Origin of the sequence: Agrobacterium sp. SUL3, assembly GCF_001263295.1 — a bacterium.
GTDB classification, from domain to species: Bacteria; Pseudomonadota; Alphaproteobacteria; order Rhizobiales; family Rhizobiaceae; genus Agrobacterium; species Agrobacterium tomkonis.
Genome location: NZ_KQ414498.1, coordinates 303985 through 321803, shown reverse-complemented (window position 1 = coordinate 321803; position 17819 = coordinate 303985). Strand labels below are relative to the sequence as shown.

Below are 17819 nucleotides of genomic sequence, written 5' to 3'. Positions count from 1 at the left end.
CGCGCGTCGGCTGGATTCTTGTGACAAGCACAGGAATGAGGGCTGGTGAGTTCGACTCCGACCTATGGTCACCCGGTTTTCAGGAAATATCCGACAATATCTCGCGATAATTCTCATGCAGATACCGCTGGGTCGCGGCGGCATCGGCGGGGCGGCCGTAGAAATAGCCCTGCCCCATGGCGCAGCCGAGCGCGCGCAGCTTTTCCTCTTCCACCCGCTCCTCGATCCCTTCGGCCACCACTTCAAGATCAAGTCCGTCACACATGGCGACGATGGCCTTGATGATGTGTTCCGAGGGGCGGTCGCTGCTGATGCGGGAAACGAAGGCGCGGTCGATCTTCACCTTGTCGAAGGTGAAATCACGCAGGCGGCCGAGGCTGGACTGGCCGGTGCCGAAATCATCAAGCGAAATGCGAACGCCGGCACTCTGCAATTCGCTGATGATGCGTTGCGCGGTATCGGCTGACGTCATGACAGCCGTTTCGGTGATTTCAAGCTCCAGGCGGTGCGGATCGAGACCAACGCGGGCAAGGATCGAAAGAATGTTGTCTGCCGTGCTCGGGTCCATCAATTGCGCGGAAGACAGGTTGAAGGACAAAAACAGCTCACGCGGCCAGAACAGGGCGGCTTCCGCCGCCTTTCGCAGCAGTGCTTCCGACAGAGCGTCGATAAAACCCCGTTCTTCGGCAAGCGGCACGAAGACGGCGGGCGAAACAAAGCCGAGATCAGGGTCGTTCCAGCGGGCCAGCGCCTCGAAGCCGATGACCTTCGCCTCTTCCAGCCGGACGATGGGCTGGAAATGCACATCGATCGCATCGGTGATGATGGCGTTTCGCAAGGCCTGTTCCAGCTGGGTGGCGCGCTTCATTTCCTGCGCGATCTCACGCGAATAGACCGTTATCTGGCCACGTCCGCGCCGCTTGGAGCGATAAAGCGCCGTCTCGGCGCTTTTGAGCAGGTCCTCAAAATCATCGCCGGCAAAGGGATAGATGGCAAAACCGAAGGAGGAGGAAAGCCGAACGTTACGATCACCGAGATCGTAAGGGGCCGAGAGCACGTCCTTGATCATGTTGCCGATGCGCTCCGCGCCGGTGCGTTCGAACACGAGCGGCAGCACGAAGGCGAATTCGTCGCCATCATGGCGCGTCACGACCGCGCCATCGGGAATGCAGGCCTTCAGGCGGTGCGCGACCTGACACAGGATTTCATCACCCGCCTGAACACCGAAAAGATCATTGATGGGTTTGAAGCCGTCTATATTGGCGATGCCGACCGTGAAGGGCGCGGGGTCGCTGGAGCGTTCGCTTGCGAGCATGCGGATCTTGTCCCGCAGACGGTAACGGTTGCCGAGCCCCGTCAGAGGGTCGCTGTAAGCCATCGCCTGCAGCTCGTTCTGGCTGACCTGCAACGATTGCGGTTCTGCCCGTTTCATTCCTGCATCTCGTTAATCCTGTGTGAACGCGCTCACAATGCAGGGCAAGTATTAAAAAAACCATAGAGCTGCGAACCAAAAATGCGGCGGCATTTTCGGAAAGTCTGCCGCTCGGGAAAAACGGCCGGGTCGGTGGGCGTTCAGGCCTGCAGCCGCATCGCATCCGCGCCGAAAACACGCAGGAAAACCGCCTCGACCATGTCAGGGCTGACGGGTTTCAGCAGCATGTCGTTCATTCCGGACGCCAGGCATTTGTCGAGATCGCCCTCGAAGGCGTGGGTGATGACCCCGACGATGGGAATGTTCTGGTCCCCCGCCAGTTCACGCATGCGGCGGGCGACCTCGAAACCGTCGATATCGGCGAGTGTCGTATCGAGGAGGACGACGGAAGGCGCCTGCTCCGCAAAAAGCTGCAAGGCTTCCTCGCCCGAGGCGGCGAGCCGCCAGGAAAGCCCGAGACCTTCGAGTATCTGCGAAAAGACGATCTGGTTGACCCGGTTGTCTTCAACGAGAAGTATCTCGCAGACACCATCCGTCTTGAGGATCCTGGGCAGGTCTTCGGTCATGATTTCCCAGTCTTCCTCCGGCGATTTCTCGCTAGGAGACGATTTGAGACCGAGGGCGACGTGATGCAGCAGGGATGCGTCGATTTCCTCTTCCTCGATGGTGACGACTGGCAGGTCATGCGCAGCGGCGATATCGAGACATGTGACGCTCATCTGGGCATCGACGACGACGACATCAATGCCCACGCCGGCGGAGATAGCGATATCGATGAATGCCTGCTGTTCTTCCTCGCTCGTCACCGCCGCATGGTCCATGCCGCCCGCGGTCAACCGGCGGCCGGCGGCTTCGGCAAAACGCCCGCTTTCGGAGACGACCAGCACCGCCTTGCTTTTCAGCAGGTCTTTAGCCGGTGCGTCCCCCTCGTCCTTTCCATAAGTGGAGGCGACGAAAGCGACATGTTCGAGCGAGGGGATGACGGGCCTGCCGCTCGCATCGATGGTGGCAAGCGCGGTGACATCCTCCATCGTCGTCACCAGAAAATGCCGCCCCGGGCGACCCACGCGCTGCTTGCGGGTAATCGTCAGCACTTCCTCGCCGTTTATGCGTCTCACTCTTTCGGGAATGAGGCTCGGCGTGCCGCTGTCCATCACCGCGCGGTCAGCCGCATCGATCTGTGCTGCGACCTTGCGTGAATGCAGATCGAAAACCGTCTTGCCGAGAATGCTCTCCGCGCTGGTTTCAACCATGGTGCAGGCGGATTTGTTCACGGCCGCATAGGCCATGTTGCGGTCCTTGACCAAAACGGGGAATGGCAGATTGTCGAGGATGTCCTCGATCAGCTGCACCCGCTCTAGGTCGATGCGCCACTGTTCTTCCCTTTTCTTCTGTTCGGAAATATCGGCGACGACACTGATGCCGAGCCCGGAAGGCAGGCGGTTCATGACGAAACGCAGAAAGCGCTCGCCCTTCAGCCGTTCGGTCTTTTCCGATCTTTCCTTCCAGTGCAGCGCCAGCCGCTCGCCGATCCATTCGTCCCGCCCGAGCTGGCGGGCATTTGCGGCGAGATTTTCCGTCTCCAGCAGATAACAATCGTAAAGCGCACTCAGATAGTCGCGCAGCCGCGCACCGGGGCCGACAACGGCCTCTTCCAGCGGGAAAAAATTCAACAGTTTCCGGCTTGCGAAAATAATGTGATCGTTACGGTCGTAAACGACGATCGCCGCGCCAAGCGCGTCGCAAAGGGCATCAAGCATCACCGTATGAACGCCCGCGCCAGAGGACGCCAAATCACTCAACTGCAAACTCCCGCCTGTTAATGGGTCAGGCTTATGTTTCTATTGGAATCGTTCAGGGCAGATGCCGGGATGAAACGACAAATTCCGAAAAAGAGACATCAGGGTTCGCCACTTGAAGCAGTCTTGAGGAGAAGATGACGTTCACCCATAATCGACGTCACACACCACCCGGAACGGGGGCCTCTTGCCTGCGGTCATTTCAAGCCGCCCCACCATAATCAAGGCCGATTAAAAGCGGATTAACGCTTAACCCGGCGTTGACGGAAATGATCAAATGCCCGGAAGTCCACAAAACATGTGCAAATTGCCGCAATTGGCGTTTTTTGCTTTCGAAGCCATGACGAATCCGCGAAAATGACGATCATGGCCATCAAGCAGCTTTCAGAAACCCTCATCAACCAGATCGCCGCCGGCGAGGTCATAGAAAGACCGTCCAGCGCCACGAAGGAACTGGTGGAAAATGCCATCGACGCGGGCGCAACCCGGATCGAGATCGCCACGGCGGGCGGTGGCAAGGGGCTGGTGCGGATCACCGATAACGGTTCCGGCATGTCACCCGCCGATCTGGAGCTTGCGGTGAGGCGCCACTGCACGTCAAAAATATCCACGACGCTGGATGACATCCGCACGCTTGGTTTTCGCGGCGAGGCGCTGCCCTCCATCGGTTCGGTCGCCAAGCTTTCGATCACCAGCCGCCAACAGGGCGCGGAACAGGGTTCGGTGATTTCGGTTACCGGCGGCAAGGTTTCGGACGTGCGGCCCGCCGCCTCGAATGCCGGGACCATCGTTGAGGTGCGCGACCTGTTCTTCGCCACACCCGCGCGGCTGAAATTCCTGAAGACGGAACGGGCGGAGGCGGCCGCCATTACCGAAGTCGTCAAGCGGATGGCGATCGCCTTTCCGCATATCCGCTTCGTGCTGTCAGGCACCGACCGTTCGACGCTCGAAATCCCCTCGACCGGCGATGACCACCTTGCCCGCATGGCGCAAATCCTCGGCGCGGAATTCAAGGACAACGCCATAGAGATCGATGCCGGGCGCGAGGACGTGATGCTGACCGGTTTTGCCGGCGTGCCGACCTTCAACCGCGGCAACTCGGCGCATCAATATGTTTTCGTCAACGGCCGCCCGGTGCAGGACAAGCTGCTTTTATCCGCCATTCGCGGCGCCTATGCCGAAACCGTGCCGCATGGGCGATACCCGGTGGCGGTGCTGTCCATCACGCTCGACCCCGCTTTTGTGGATGTGAACGTGCATCCGGCGAAATCCGATGTGCGTTTCCGCGATCCCGGCCTCATTCGCGGGCTGATCGTCGGCGCGATCCGGCAGGCGCTGACGCGCGACGGCGACAGGGCGGCGACGACGGGCGCGAGTCAGATGATGAACGCCTTCCGCCCCGGATACAGCCCGTCCGGTCTGCGGCCTTCTCCCTCCGTGACATGGTCCGCCGCCACCTCGCCCTCACGGCCGCTCGCCGTTTCCGGCGGGTCACAGTTTGCGGAGGCGGTGCAATCGCGCTTTTCCGACATCACCATGCCGACGGCGCGGGCGGAACCACGGGAGGCTTACGAAGCCGCCGCAAATTCCTCGTCCGAACCGGTGCTTTACCCCCTCGGAGCCGCACGGGCGCAGCTGCATGAGAACTACATCATCGCGCAGACGGAAAATGGTCTCGTCATCGTCGATCAACATGCCGCACATGAGCGGCTGGTGTTCGAGGAAATGCGCAATGCACTGCATTCCCGGCGTCCGCCGTCACAGGTTCTGCTGATCCCCGAGATCATCGATCTGCCCGAGGAAGACTGCGACCGGCTGATGGATCATGCCGCCGGTTTCGATGGGCTGGGCCTCGTCATCGAGCGTTTCGGGCCGGGAGCGGTTGCTGTTCGGGAAACACCGGCCATGCTCGGCGAGGTCAATGTGCAGGGGCTGGTGCGCCAGCTTGCCGACGAGATCGCCGAATGGGACGCCGCCTCCACGCTTGCCAACAAGCTGGAATATGTCGCGGCCACCATGGCCTGCCATGGTTCGGTGCGCTCCGGCCGGCGCATGCGGCCGGAGGAGATGAACGCGCTTCTGCGGCAGATGGAAAACACGCCGGGCTCAGGACAATGCAATCACGGCCGCCCGACCTATATCGAACTGAAACTTTCCGATATAGAACGGCTCTTCGGCCGAAGCTGACGTCTTCACCCAGCCGCAAGCGGCCGGGGCTGGCCTTGTGCCGCGCCGAACGATATAAATCCAGGACATTGGAGCATCCGGATTGTTCAGGAAAACGCTACGCCGTTTCGGACTGGGTGCCCTGACAGGACAGAGCAGGAGACGAAAACGGATGAACAGATTTGAGGGAGGCGGCAACCGTCTCGCCGTCATCGAATATCTCGACGGAGACTTCCGGATCGTGCAAACCGGCTCACATGTCGTCTGCGCCATCACCGGAAAGACCATTCCGCTCGATGAATTGCGTTACTGGAGCGTGGCGCGGCAGGAAGCCTATGTGGACGGGGCCGCTTCGCTTGAGGCTGAACGGAAGGCTGGTAGTTTGCCGGCATGAGCCGGAAACGTCGTGCTGAAGCGTTTACGTGTGTTAAGCGGCTTTCTCGGGAGCAGTTGCAGAGGCGGCTGACACCCTCACTCGACGTCATCCTCGGCCTTGTGCCGAGGATCTGCTGATGTCTCATAAATCGATAGGTTGCAGATGCTCGGGACAGGCCCGAGCATGACGGAGGAGAGGTTTCCGGACCTTGCCGACAACCTCCACAATTACGACCGCGCATTTTCCCGCAGCAGGCGGGTGCGGCAATGCTGGATCGCGGCATCGATGATCGTTGAGGCCGCATTGGGGTCATCAAACACCATGTCGATCTCGATAACCTGGCTGTTCCACAGCAGTTCCTCTGCCCGACCGTGATGCCCATTGAGACGCACCGCGTCCTTGGCCGTCGTCACCAGCTGCAAGTTCTCCTTGCCCGCATCCTGCAGGAGATCGGCGACCTCGTCGTCGCTGAAGTGATGATGGTCCGGAAAGGAGCGCTGCTGCACGATGTCACCGCCAAGCGCCTCAACGGTTCGATAAAACTTGGCCGGATCGGCGATGCCGGCATAGGCCAGCACGCGCTTTCCCCTGAACTCCTGCGGTTCCTGCGGCGTGATCGCTGCAACGAAGACGGGTTTGGCGGCCTTTGCCGCCTGTCTCACCAGCGGATCGGCCGCATGGCCGTTGCCGACCTTCAAAAGGCCGCTCATCTGCCGCATCTGATCGGCCAGCGGCGCTCTCACAGGCCCACCCGGCACGAGGTGGCCATTGCCGATGCCACGCACCGTATCGATGACAACAAGCGCATAATCCAGCGTCAGGCGCGCGCTCTGGAAGCCGTCATCCATGATGATGAGATCGACGCCCTCTTTCACCAGCCGATGCGCGCCCTCGACGCGCCTGCGCGAAATCACCGTCACCGCCTCACGCGCCAGCAGCAGCGGCTCATCGCCGACATCGGCGGAGCGGTGATGGTGCGGATCAACAAGGGTGGTGACATCAAGCGTGCCGCCATAACCGCGGCTGAGGAAACCGGGTTTCAGGCCTTTAGCGGTAGCAGCCCGGGCGATTGCCATCGCCGTCGGTGTCTTGCCCGCTCCGCCGACAGTGAAATTGCCGATGCAGATCACCGGGACGGATACGCTTGCCCGCTTTGCCGTCCGCATTCGCCGTCCGGCAACCTTGCCGTAGAGAAGCGAGAAAGGCGACAGGAGCCATGCCTGCCAGCCCGCTTTCTGCCACCAGAATGGCGGCGCTTCAGAAACCATCTATGCCCGCTCCCGGCCGCGTCGCCCACGGCATTCGTTCGGATGTTATACGTCAGGGGTTGTTTGCCAGAAAAAACCATAAATTGCAAAAAAGCTCTCCGTCATTCCGGCCTCGAGCCGGAATCCATCCGGCGCGCGTCTGCGCGGCGAGAAGAGTCTGTTTCAGCCCAAGGACTTGGGCTGGCTGGATTCCGGCTCGAGGCCGGAATGACGGAAGAGATGGGTGGTTCCTTTTTAAACAACCCGTTCCGGCAACAGCGCTTCCAGCGCGGTAATATCATCGAAACAATAATGCGCATCCGCACCGAGGCTTTCGCGTGAGCCGGTTCCCGTCAGAACGGCGATGCGTAAACCCGCACCCGCATTTTTTGCCATATGCAGATCGTGATTATTGTCGCCGACAACAGCCACACGTTCCGGCGGAAATCCGATTGCTTCGCAGAAACCGAGAACCATGCCGGGCTGCGGCTTGGTGCCGTAACCGCTGTCATAACCCGCGACGAAATCGACATCGCTCTCGAAACCGAAGCGGATTGCCGTCTGGCGGATGGAATTTTCATTGTCGCTGGAGGCGATGCCGAGCTTGTAGCCGCGCGCCTTCAGCCGTGCAAAGAACGCCTTGAGATCGGTGACGGGCACGGATTTATCCGCGGCTTCGGTGAAGAGCCGGTCGAGGCGCTGCGTCAGTTCGACAACATCGCAGGGCGAGCCTGCAGCGACCAGACCAGCGGCGATTTCCGCCGTATTGCCGGCGGCGAGCAGGCTGTCCGGCAACACGTGGCCGGTGATCGGGTCCATGCCGCAGGCGGCCAGCAGGCGGTCGGCAAGCGCCGCGTCACCTTTGGCCGCGATCGCCGCAAGTTCGCGGTTTACCGGTCCCCAGCTCGCGTCATAACCTAAAAGCGTACCGTCCTTGTCGAAAAGCACGGCGGCGATCGACTGCGCCGCATCAACTTCGATATCCGCTACCATGAACCGATGGCGCTCCGCGGTTGCAGCTTGGCCGAAACGGTAAGCGGGTTGATATAGGGTTCCAGCGCCTTGACGGTGGAGGACAACGCGCCGCGCATGTCCTGAATGACCCGGTTGCCGGCATCGATCATCTTGTAACGCTCATTGTCGTTGACCAGCAGATAATGCACCGCCTTGGCCAGCATCTCCACATCGCGGATGATGCGACCGCCGCCGGCGCGGATCAGCTTCTGATAGGCCTCGCGAAAATTCTGCACATGCGCGCCCGATAATACGGCGCAGCCCAGCATGGCCGGCTCCAGCGGGTTCTGCCCGCCTTCCGCCGTCAGCGAACGGCCGACGAAGGCAAGTTCGGTCAGCCGCAGGTAAAGCCCCATTTCGCCGATGGAATCGCCGAGGAAAATATCGGTTCACGTCGTTGCGGCTACGGCGCGCCACCGTCAGTCCCATGCCCTTCAGCATGGCTTCCACGTCGTCGCCACGCTCGGGATGGCGCGGCACGATGATGGTCAGTTGCCCGTTGCGCGACTTGATCGCCGCATGCACGGTGGCGGCAGCCTTTTCTTCGCCGTCGAAGGTGGAGATCGCCGCCCATGTCTTGCGATTGCCGACCTGCTTGCGATAGGTCTCCAGCAGCGCCTCGTCACAGGGCGGCGGGTCGGTGTCGCCCTTGAGGTTGCCTGAAATCACCACCGGCCAGGAACCGAGATCACGGAAGCGTTCGGCATCGAGATCGGATTGCGCAACCACCAGCGCCAGCTTGGAAAACAGCGATTCCGCAATATCGTGACGGCTTTTCCAGCGGTCGAAGGACCGGTCGGACAGACGGGCATTGACCCGGATCTGCGGGATGTGCCGGCGCTCCAGCTCCATCATCGTCACCGGCCAGATTTCCGATTCAGCCGTGATGGCGGCATCCGGCGCCCAATAGGTGAGGAAGCGGTTGACCGCGATCTTGATATCGAGCGGCACATATTGGTGGATCACATCGTCACCAAGCCGCGTACGGGTCAGTTCAGCTGACGTGACGGTGCCGGTGGTCAGGAGCACGAAAATGTCGCGTTTGCGGATTTCGCGGATCAGCGGAATGAGGGCAAGCGTTTCGCCCACGCTTGCGGCATGGAACCAGACGAGCGGCCCACGCGGGCGCTCGGCGCTGGCATAACCGAAACGTTCGAAGCGGCGGCGCTTGTCTTCCTTGCCCTTTGCAGCCCGATAGGAAAGATAGGGTCGGGCAAAGGGATAGGCGGCGATACCGGCAATCCGGTAACCCGAAAGAGCGAAACGTGCGATACGGCTGCTCATGACATTCTGCCCTTGATCATTCCGCGCAAAGCCTGCCCCTGTTCTTGTTGTTGTCGCCGCCTACTTCTTCTTAAATTGCGTCATTTTTTATCATCGGAAACGAAAGCGCGATCACATTTTCTCGTGCCGGAACTCCCGGCCTGCGCTGAACGGCAGGAATCACGGAAAGCTCGCCTTCACCCAATAGTATTACAACGCAAGGGCAAAAGGACTCAATTTTTGTCGTCGGGATTGAGAAGACGGTGCATATGCACGATAAAATAACGCATATGGGCATTATCGACCGTCATCTGCGCCTTGGACTTCCATGCCGTGAGGGCAGAAGCATAGTCCGGATAGATGCCGACGATATCGAGCGCATTCAAATCCCGGAACTGAACATCCTGAAGGTTTTCAAGTTCGCCGCCGAAGACGAGGTGCAGCAGCTGTTTCGGTTTGCCGGATTCCGTCATGTCATTATCTCTTTCTTAAACGCTGAGAGAGGCCTTCATCTGCGGGATTTCCGGGCAAACGTCAACCGTCGGAAACGTGTGAAAACGCTTTCAAAAGTGCGGGCAGCGCATAATCTGCTGCGGCGCACAATGCGGGGTGGTTCACCTCACGGCGATTATACATCAGAGGTTTTCCATCGAGGCCGACAAGCTGCCCACCTGCTCTTTCCAGAATGAGGTCGGCAGCGGCCAGATCCCACTCGTGGGAATTGGCCTTGACCAGCGTTCCGTCGATGCGGCCATCCGCCACCATGGCCAGCCGGTAGGCGAGCGAAGGCACGTGCGGAATGCGCTTGACACCGGCGCGCACCTCCTCCGGCAGATAAGCGATCACGTCTTCGGGGGCCGCCAGATGGAAGATGCCGGCATTTTCGCGCGCGACGGAAATGGCCTGCCCGTTCTTCAGCGCCTCGCCGCCTTCAAGCGCCGTGAATTCCTCGGCAAGCGCCGGAGCAACAAGGACCGCAACGACCGGCCGCCCCTCATGCACCACCGCGACGCTGACACACCAGGTATCCCGGCCGCCAATGAAGGCGCGGGTCCCGTCGATGGGATCAACGACGAAAACGGTGGAGCGGGAAAGCCTGTCGGCATCGTCGTCCGTCTCTTCCGAAAGCCAGCCATAATCCGGCCGGGCGGAACGCAGGATGGTTTCGAGAATTTCGTTGGCGGCGTAGTCGGCGGCACTGACCGGCGAAAGCCCGCCATTCTTCCACCAGACCTCGGGGTCCTTGCGGAAGAAACCGAGAGCCGTCTCGCCAGCCTTGCGCGCGGCCTCTAGGACCAGCCGCAAATCGGAGGCCCAGCGGGCCTCAGCCATATCGTTCATTTTGCCGTCTTTTCCGCGCGCCTCAAACGGCGCGCCTGTTTTTCTCTTCGCACTTGCACATAAAGTGCCGGCGAAAACAACCCGCAGGCTGGTTACTTGCCTGCGATCGTCATGCCTTCTATCGCAAGCGTCGATGCGGCAACGCCATATTTGCGGTCGATATCATTGGCCGGCGTGACCCGCATGAACATGTCCTTCAGGTTCGAGGCGATGGTCACCTCGGAAACCGCAAAGGTCTTTTCGCCATTCTCGATCCAGAAACCGCTCGCGCCGCAGCTATATTCACCCGTTATCATGTTGGCACCGTGGCCAATCAGTTCGGTGACGTAAAAGCCTGACCCGACCTGTTTCAGCAAATCCTCCGGCGAAATATCACCCGGTTCCAGCGCCAGATTGGTGGAGGCCGGCGAAACAGAGGTGCCGCCGCGCACGCCGCGGCCGTTGGTTTCAAGGCCAAGCTCCCGCGCTGCCGATGTGGACAGGAACCAGTGTTTCAGCACGCCGTCCTCAATCATCGTCATCTTCTCGCCGCGCACGCCCTCGCCATCGAAGGGACGGGAGGACGGGCCGCGGACGATCTGCGGATCATCGGTCAGATAAAGACCCTTTTTCAGAACCTGCTGGCCCATCTTATCGCGCAGGAAGCTGGTCTTGCGGGCAACCGAGGCGCCGTTGATGGCGCCGGCGATGGCGCCGACGAAACCGCGAGCGATGCGGGGATCGAAAACCACCGTGATGTTGCTGCCGGTATCGACCTGACGGGGGCCGACGCGCCGCACGACTTTTTCACCGGCACGGCGGCCGATTTCTTCGGCGGCATCCAGGTCGGCATAATAAAGGCGGCTGTCGAAATCGTAGTCGCGCTCCATCTTGGTGCCTTCACCGGCGATGACGCTGACGGAGCGGCTGAAGCGGCTGCCCATATAGCTGCCGGAAAAACCGTGCGATGTGGCAAGGACGAGGCCGCCCATGCCGCTCGATGCGCCGGCGCCGGAGGAATTGCTGACACCCTTGATGGCAAGTGCTGCCTCTTCCGAAGCAAGGGCGGCCTCGCGCAGCTGATCGGACGACACCTCGGTGGCGTCAAAAAGTTCGAGATCGTCATAGGAGTTCGCCAACCGTTCTTTGTCCGCAAGGCAGGCAAAGGGGTCTTCCGGCGAGACCTTCGCCATCGCCACCGCCCGCTCAGCCAGCGTCTTCAGATCAAAGCCCGGATTGGCCGAAACGCTTGCCACCCGGCGGCCGACGAAGACGCGCAGGGAAAAATCGTCGCTTTCCGACGATTCGGTGCTCTCCACCTTGCCAAGCCGCACACCGACCGATTGCGAGCGGGAGCGGACGACAACGGCATCCGCCTCATCCGCGCCGGCGGCACGGGCAAGATCGACAAGTTCGCTGGCGCGATCGAGAAGTTTGGAAGAATCTATTTCTGAGGACATGAGTTGGCCTTTCATTCCTGTTCCATTTATTGTGCCAGCAACCCCGCATCAAGGGCGAAACGCCGCTTTCTCAATCGGCAAGGCTTCTGTCGCCACCATATTCGAAAGTCCGCCCGCATGACCGAGCACGACGCTCTCTTTTCCGAACCCTTGCTGCTTCTGGCCGGAGCGGTCGTCGCGGCCTCGGTTTTCCGCAAGCTCGGGCTTGGCACCGTGCTCGGTTATCTGGTCGCCGGTATCATCATCGGGCCGTTCCTGCATCTCGTCACGGATGCGAAGGACATTTTCAATGTCTCGGAACTGGGCGTGGTTTTCCTGCTCTTCATCATCGGTCTGGAACTCAAGCCTTCGCGCATCTGGCAGATGCGCCGCGATATTCTAGGTCTCGGGCTGGCGCAGGTGCTGGTGACCGGCAGCGTGCTCGCCGCGATTGCCTGGTGGGCGGGGCTGATCGACGCGCGCGGCAGCCTTGTCGCCGGTTTCGGCCTTGCGCTTTCCTCCACTGCCTTTGCGCTGCAAATTCTTGAAGACGACGGCGACATGAACACGCGGCACGGCAACCGCTCCTTTTCGATCCTGCTGTTTCAGGATCTCGCCATCGTACCGCTTCTTGCGCTCGTCACCATTCTTTCCAACCGGCCGGATGTGGCGTCGGATTCGATGGTCTACGACCTCGTCGCCTCGGTCGTTGCGGTGGCGGGCATGGTGCTGGCCGGACGCTTCCTGCTGACCCCGATGTTCCAGATCATCGCCCGCACGGGTGCACGCGAAGTCATGATCGCGGCGGCACTCTTCGTCGTCATCGGCGCTGCCGCCATCATGGAGGCTGTCGGGCTTTCCATGGGCATGGGGGCGCTGCTGGCGGGACTGATGCTGTCGGAATCTTCCTACCGGCATGAGCTGGAAGCCGACATCGAACCGTTTCGCGGGCTGTTACTGGCGCTGTTCTTCATGGCTGTCGGCATGTCGCTGCATGTCAAAATCGTCTATGAGCACATCCTCCTCATCCTGATCGCCGTGCCGGCAATGATGGCGGTCAAGGCCGCACTGATCTACAGCCTTTGCCGCATTGCCGGCTCGTCACGATATGCGTCGAGCCGTATCGCACTCCTTCTGGCGCAGGGCGGTGAATTCGGTTTCGTGCTCTTCACCACGGCAGCCGCCTCCGGGCTGTTTCCACAGGCGACCGCCTCGATCCTCGTCGCCGTCGTCACGCTTTCCATGGCGCTGACGCCGCTTCTGGCGGTGATATCGCGCCGGTTGACGGCGGAGGATGCCGCCGAAGACACGCTGGACGAAGATTTCGACGGGGCTGGCGCGGATGTGCTGATGATCGGCTTTTCGCGCTTCGGCCAGATCGCCTCACAGATCCTTCTCGCAGGCGGACGTGACGTCACCGTCATCGACAGTTCCGCCGATCGCGTGCGTCAGGCCGCACGTTTCGGTTTCCGCATCTTTTTCGGCGACGGCACCCGCAAGGATGTGCTGATCGCCGCCGGCATCAAACGGGCCGATCTGGTGGCGGTCTGCACCCATAAAAAGGAAGTCACCGACCGCATCATCGACATGATCCAGTCGGAATTTCCAAGCGTGCGCATCTATGCCCGCTCTTATGATCGCGTGCATTCCCTCGATCTCAGGAAAAAGGGCGTGGAATACGAACTGCGCGAGACGCTGGAATCCGGCCTGCTATTCGGCCGGCGCATTCTGGAGGGGCTGGATATGGATGGCGAGCGGGCGCTGGCGATCTCCGACGATATTCGCGAACGTGACGAGGAGCGGCTCCAGCTGCAGGCCGTGGAAGGCCTCGCCGCCGGCCGGCAGATGCTGCACAACAAGCCGGTGCGCGAGGTGAAACCGGAGCCGCTGATGAAGCCGAAGAACAAGGCGGAGAAGCGGGAGGAGGAAGAAGAGGATATGGAGGACAGTGAGACGGAAGTTTCGCTATAGGCGGCAAGGCGCGCGTTCGAACCAGGAGAGCGCCGCTTGTTTCTTCTCCCCGCCGGGGAGAAGTCCGCGGCAGCGGGATGAGGGGGCAAAGGTCGTGAGATGCGGGGCCGTTGCCCCCTCATCCGACCCTTCGGGCCACCTTCTCCCCCTCGGGGAGAAGAAATCAGTGGCACCCGCTCGTTTCTGGCGAATACTCAGGGGTAGCGCTCAGGCCTCCACGCCCTGCCCGCGATGAAACAGCTCCACCTGCATCTCTATTTGCCGTTTCAGATCGTCCTTGATGCTGGCGGAGGCATTCAGAACCTCCTCGGATTTGAGGAAATCCAGCACGCCGAAACGGTGCACCGGCGGACGCAGGAAGATGTGTGGCGGGCGTAATCTGAGTTTCAGGGCAATCGCCGCCTGCATCATCAGCTGGCTGGCGCCGAACAGGCTGTCCAGACGGTTAGGCATGGTGGTGCCGTCACCTTCCGGGCCGCCGACCACATCGACGCCGATGACGATATCGGCATGATCCAGCAGATGTTCGTAAGGAACGGGATTAAAAATGCCGCCATCGATCATGATGCGGCCATCGATACGCACCGGCATGAACAGCGCCGGAATGGCAGCGGACGCCGCCAGCGCCTGAATGATCTCGCCGCTTTCCACCACCACTTCGGTCTGAGCGTAATAATCTGTCGTTATTACCTTCAGCGGGATCGCAAGCTCCGAAAAATCCTTCGGCAGCGCCTGCGGCATCAGGGCGTGCAGGATGAGTTCGAGATTGAACTGCCCGAGGCGAAAACCATCGACCGCATGGCGCATGGATGCGGGCCCAAGGCTCCAGAGCCGGTTTGCCACCGAGCCCTTCCGTCCCATGAGCTCAAGAGTGTATTCGCGGATTTCCCGGCCGCTCATGCCGGCCGCCATGCCCGCGCCGATTATGGAGCCGATGGAGGAGCCGGACAACGCCACCGGCCGAATGCCGAGTTCGTCGAAGGCCTCGACGACGTTGATGTGGCAGATGCCGCGCGCGCCACCACCGCCGAGCGCCAGTCCGAATGTCGGCTCATGGCCGCCCGCGCCGTCGCCTTCGAGGACATCTTCCCCGGCACGCACGATCGTGAAACTCTCGTTTACACCCTGGTCCATGCGAATACCCAAATTCTTTCCGCAGAAAAAATCCTGCCTATTGCGCAAACAAGACAAGACCGTGGCGTGACGGGAAGGTGTTCCCGTCAGGGCTCATAGCGGTAGAAATGCATTTTCGTGTCGCCGAAGATACGGCTTTCGAGCGGTTTGAACGCCGCATCGACGGTTACCGCAACATCGCCGCGCTCCTCCAGAATGGCAAGCGCGCCGGGCGTCAGCCAGCCGCCGCCATGGGCTGCGGCAAAAGCCTTCTCGCCATGGCCCTGCCCATAGGGCGGATCGGCGAAGAGAAGATCGAAGGGCTCGATATTGTTGACGCCGCCCAGCTTGGTGGCGTCACGCCGCAGGATGCGGGCACGGCCGTGCAGCCCCAGCGCATCGATATTTTCCCAGAGCAGCCCCCTGCCCTCGACGCCATTTTCGACGAAGAGCGCCACACGACAGCCGCGCGACAGAGCTTCCAGCCCCACCGCCCCGGTTCCGGCGAAAACATCCAGAACGCGCGTACCGTCAAGACTTTCCGGATAGGCATGGCTCAGAATGTTGAAGAGGCTTTCCCGCGTCCTGTCGATGGTCGGACGAATGGAATTTGTTTTCGGCGCGGCCAGATTCCGGCCGCGGAACTCACCGCCTACGATCCGCATTACGTGTCATTCCCCTGCCACCAGAAGGTTTGCCACCCGGGCCTTTGCCACCCGGCTTGCCGCCGCCGGGGCTATTGCCACCGGGGCCTTTACCTTTACCCGAAAAACCCGAACGTTCGCCACGCTCGCCCGATTTGCCAAAGGACGGCTTGCCTGATGCGGGCCTGCCGCCCGGCTTTCCGGCCGGCTTGCCGCCACGCGGTTTGTCGCCGAAAGGCCGCTCGCCGCGTGGACGATCCCCCTCTTCGCGGGGCTTGTCACGGAACGGACGTTCGCTGAATGGCTTTTCACCACGCGCGGTACGATCGCCAAAACTCTTCTCGCCACGCGGACGGTCGCTGCGCGGGCGATCACCATCTTCGCGAGGCCGGTCCCTGAACGGACGGTCACCGAAGGGTTTGTCGCCGCGCGCGGGACGATCACCGAAGCTCTTTGCGCCGCTGCGTGCCGGGCGCTCGCCACGCGGGCGGTCGCCGTCTTCGCGGGGGCGATCCCTGAAAGGCCTGTCGCCAAAGGATTTGCCGCCAGAGGGCCGGTCGCCAAAAGATTTGCCGCCGCGTCCACCGCGATCGCCAAAGCTCTTTTCACCGCGCGCCGGGCGCTCGCCGCGGCCGTGGCCACGATCATCCTCGCGGGCGGGTTCAGAGCGGATCCATTCACCCTCTTCATCGGCATGGCGCACGACGCTGCGGCGCGCCTCTTCCTGAGCGGAAGGCTTCTTGAACAGGTTTTCGGCCTCAGCGCGGGCGGACGACTTGCGCTCCTTGCCGTCACGCGTTGGCTTTGCGCCGGGCGCCATCCAGACATTGGCCGTCCGGTTCGTGCCCGCCGGCTGGCGGGGGCTGCGGCGCTCTTCGCCATCATCCTCGCTGCGGCCCTTGCCACCGAATTTCCCGGCGGGCTTTGCGCCAAACTTGCCGGCAGGCTTGTCGCCACGTTTGGTGTCCAGACGTCCGAGCGCCTTTTCGCGGCGGTCTTCCGGCTTTCCGGCTGCCTTGTCGAAACGTGGCCTGCCTTCCGGCGCGTCGCTCTTTGCCCATTCGGACTTGGCGCGCTTGGCTGGCGCTTCGTCCTCGTCATCGACGGATGTATTGTAGATCGGCGCGTCGAAATTGGCGCCGGCCTCTTCGATCAGGCGCGGGCCAAGCTGATCGCGCAGCATGCGGCCGCGCACTTCAAGCACCTTGCCCTCGGGCAGATCGCCAAGCTGGAACGGACCATAGGAGATACGGATCAGGCGGTTGACCTCGAGACCAAGCGCGCCGAGCACGTTCTTGATTTCGCGATTCTTGCCTTCGCGCAGACCCATGGTGATCCAGACATTGTGGCCCTGGGTACGGTCGAGCGTCGCGTCGATCGCGCCGTAAAGCACACCGTCGACGGCGATGCCCTCCTTCAGCTTGTCGAGTGCGGCCTGATCGACCTCACCATGGGCGCGCACGCGGTAACGGCGCAGCCAGCCGGTGGTCGGCAGTTCCAGCACCCGGGAAAGGCCGCCGTCATTGGTCAGCAGCAGCAGGCCTTCGGTGTTGATATCGAGACGGCCGATGGAGAGCACACGCGGCAATTCACCCGGCAGATTGTCGAAAACAGTCGGGCGACCTTCCGGGTCGGAGTTGGTCGTCACCAGGCCGGCGGGCTTGTGGTAAAGCCACAGGCGCGTGCGCTCGGCGCCGCGAATCGGCATGCCGTCCACTTCGATCTTGTCGGAAAGCGTGGCGTTGACCACCGGGCTATCCAGCTTGACGCCGTTCAGGGAGACCCGGCCTTCCATGATCATGCGCTCGACATCGCGGCGCGAAGCGACGCCAGCGCGCGCCATGATCTTGGAAATACGCTCGGGCTTGGTCCCGATGACGGCTTCCTGTGCCGGCGCCGCCTTGGCTTCCACCGGTTTCTTTTCGCGCTCTGCGGCGGGTTTGCCGGGGCCTTTCGGCTTGTTGTCGCGGCTAAATGTCTTGCCGCCGTCACGCTTCGGCTTGTCTTTAAAAGTCATTTGCTGTTTGCCTGTTGT

13 protein-coding genes and 1 pseudogene are annotated in these 17819 nt (G+C 61.3%); 3 read left to right on the top strand and 11 right to left on the bottom strand.

The annotated features are described in order from the left end of the window. Window positions 1–79 precede the first annotated feature (79 nt). Window positions 80–1432, bottom strand: a complete 1353-nt coding sequence (locus tag AKG12_RS01700; RefSeq protein WP_046800701.1) for a putative bifunctional diguanylate cyclase/phosphodiesterase — start codon at window positions 1430–1432, stop codon at window positions 80–82. Between the two features lie 140 nt (window positions 1433–1572). Next, on the bottom strand, window positions 1573–3192 hold the full coding sequence (locus AKG12_RS01695) for a response regulator (protein ID WP_052817354.1): 1620 nt from the start codon (window positions 3190–3192) through the stop codon (window positions 1573–1575). Between the two features lie 405 nt (window positions 3193–3597). Between AKG12_RS01695 and mutL the strand changes: the two genes are divergently transcribed. Both mutL and AKG12_RS01685 read left to right on the top strand, forming a co-directional pair. After that, window positions 3598–5418 (top strand): DNA mismatch repair endonuclease MutL, encoded by a 1821-nt coding sequence (gene mutL / locus AKG12_RS01690; RefSeq protein WP_052817855.1) that lies wholly within the window; start codon window positions 3598–3600, stop codon window positions 5416–5418. 151 nt (window positions 5419–5569) lie between these two features. After that, window positions 5570–5791, top strand: coding sequence for a DUF2093 domain-containing protein (locus AKG12_RS01685; RefSeq protein ID WP_052817351.1), 222 nt, complete (start codon window positions 5570–5572; stop codon window positions 5789–5791). A 209-nt stretch (window positions 5792–6000) separates the two neighbouring features. Here AKG12_RS01685 and lpxK read toward each other — a convergent pair whose 3' ends face one another. The 6 genes and pseudogenes from lpxK to AKG12_RS01655 form a co-directional block, all read right to left on the bottom strand. Then, entirely contained in the window at window positions 6001–7041 is a 1041-nt protein-coding gene (gene lpxK, locus AKG12_RS01680) for a tetraacyldisaccharide 4'-kinase (RefSeq protein ID WP_046800698.1), read from the bottom strand. A gap of 234 nt (window positions 7042–7275) precedes the next feature. Then, the gene (locus tag AKG12_RS01675; RefSeq protein ID WP_052817348.1) at window positions 7276–8013 is read right to left on the bottom strand and encodes an HAD family hydrolase; all 738 of its coding nucleotides are present in this window, start codon (window positions 8011–8013) and stop codon (window positions 7276–7278) included. Continuing rightward, window positions 8007–9318 (bottom strand): annotated as a pseudogene (gene waaA / locus AKG12_RS01670) (lipid IV(A) 3-deoxy-D-manno-octulosonic acid transferase). Before waaA ends, AKG12_RS01675 begins: the two are co-directional and overlap by 7 nt. A gap of 212 nt (window positions 9319–9530) precedes the next feature. Then, window positions 9531–9770, bottom strand: a complete 240-nt coding sequence (locus tag AKG12_RS01665; protein WP_046800695.1) for a DUF4170 domain-containing protein — start codon at window positions 9768–9770, stop codon at window positions 9531–9533. 61 nt (window positions 9771–9831) lie between these two features. Further along, on the bottom strand, window positions 9832–10638 hold the full coding sequence (locus tag AKG12_RS01660; protein WP_046800694.1) for a 3'(2'),5'-bisphosphate nucleotidase CysQ: 807 nt from the start codon (window positions 10636–10638) through the stop codon (window positions 9832–9834). Window positions 10639–10730: 92 nt separating this feature from the next. Further along, window positions 10731–12077, bottom strand: coding sequence for a TldD/PmbA family protein (locus AKG12_RS01655; protein ID WP_052817854.1), 1347 nt, complete (start codon window positions 12075–12077; stop codon window positions 10731–10733). 117 nt (window positions 12078–12194) lie between these two features. On the opposite strand from AKG12_RS01655, the gene AKG12_RS01650 reads away from it, so the two are divergent. Further along, window positions 12195–14027 (top strand): monovalent cation:proton antiporter-2 (CPA2) family protein, encoded by a 1833-nt coding sequence (locus AKG12_RS01650; protein WP_052817346.1) that lies wholly within the window; start codon window positions 12195–12197, stop codon window positions 14025–14027. A gap of 207 nt (window positions 14028–14234) precedes the next feature. Here AKG12_RS01650 and AKG12_RS01645 read toward each other — a convergent pair whose 3' ends face one another. The 3 genes from AKG12_RS01645 to AKG12_RS01635 all read right to left on the bottom strand — a co-directional run bounded on the left by AKG12_RS01645 (window position 14235) and on the right by AKG12_RS01635 (window position 17801). Next, window positions 14235–15161, bottom strand: a complete 927-nt coding sequence (locus AKG12_RS01645; RefSeq protein WP_052817344.1) for a patatin-like phospholipase family protein — start codon at window positions 15159–15161, stop codon at window positions 14235–14237. Between the two features lie 86 nt (window positions 15162–15247). Then, a complete protein-coding gene (rsmD, locus tag AKG12_RS01640; protein WP_046800691.1) occupies window positions 15248–15805 on the bottom strand; it encodes a 16S rRNA (guanine(966)-N(2))-methyltransferase RsmD in 558 nt (185 codons plus the stop codon). Next, complete coding sequence (locus AKG12_RS01635; RefSeq protein WP_052817341.1) at window positions 15786–17801, bottom strand: pseudouridine synthase; 2016 nt, start codon at window positions 17799–17801, stop codon at window positions 15786–15788. Before AKG12_RS01635 ends, rsmD begins: the two co-directional genes overlap by 20 nt. Window positions 17802–17819: the final 18 nt, after the last annotated feature.

Bases quoted from the DNA above. Each gene is read 5' to 3' on its own strand.
- AKG12_RS01700 (WP_046800701.1), bottom strand. From the start codon at position 1,432: ATGAAACGGGCAGAACCGCAATCGTTGCAGGTCAGCCAGAACGAGCTG.
- AKG12_RS01695 (WP_052817354.1), bottom strand. From the start codon at position 3,192: ATGCTTGATGCCCTTTGCGACGCGCTTGGCGCGGCGATCGTCGTTTAC.
- mutL (WP_052817855.1), top strand. From the start codon at position 3,598: ATGGCCATCAAGCAGCTTTCAGAAACCCTCATCAACCAGATCGCCGCC.
- AKG12_RS01685 (WP_052817351.1), top strand. From the start codon at position 5,570: ATGAACAGATTTGAGGGAGGCGGCAACCGTCTCGCCGTCATCGAATAT.
- lpxK (WP_046800698.1), bottom strand. From the start codon at position 7,041: ATGGTTTCTGAAGCGCCGCCATTCTGGTGGCAGAAAGCGGGCTGGCAG.
- AKG12_RS01675 (WP_052817348.1), bottom strand. From the start codon at position 8,013: ATGGTAGCGGATATCGAAGTTGATGCGGCGCAGTCGATCGCCGCCGTG.
- AKG12_RS01665 (WP_046800695.1), bottom strand. From the start codon at position 9,770: ATGACGGAATCCGGCAAACCGAAACAGCTGCTGCACCTCGTCTTCGGC.
- AKG12_RS01660 (WP_046800694.1), bottom strand. From the start codon at position 10,638: ATGAACGATATGGCTGAGGCCCGCTGGGCCTCCGATTTGCGGCTGGTC.
- AKG12_RS01655 (WP_052817854.1), bottom strand. From the start codon at position 12,077: ATGTCCTCAGAAATAGATTCTTCCAAACTTCTCGATCGCGCCAGCGAA.
- AKG12_RS01650 (WP_052817346.1), top strand. From the start codon at position 12,195: ATGACCGAGCACGACGCTCTCTTTTCCGAACCCTTGCTGCTTCTGGCC.
- AKG12_RS01645 (WP_052817344.1), bottom strand. From the start codon at position 15,161: ATGGACCAGGGTGTAAACGAGAGTTTCACGATCGTGCGTGCCGGGGAA.
- rsmD (WP_046800691.1), bottom strand. From the start codon at position 15,805: ATGCGGATCGTAGGCGGTGAGTTCCGCGGCCGGAATCTGGCCGCGCCG.
- AKG12_RS01635 (WP_052817341.1), bottom strand. From the start codon at position 17,801: ATGACTTTTAAAGACAAGCCGAAGCGTGACGGCGGCAAGACATTTAGC.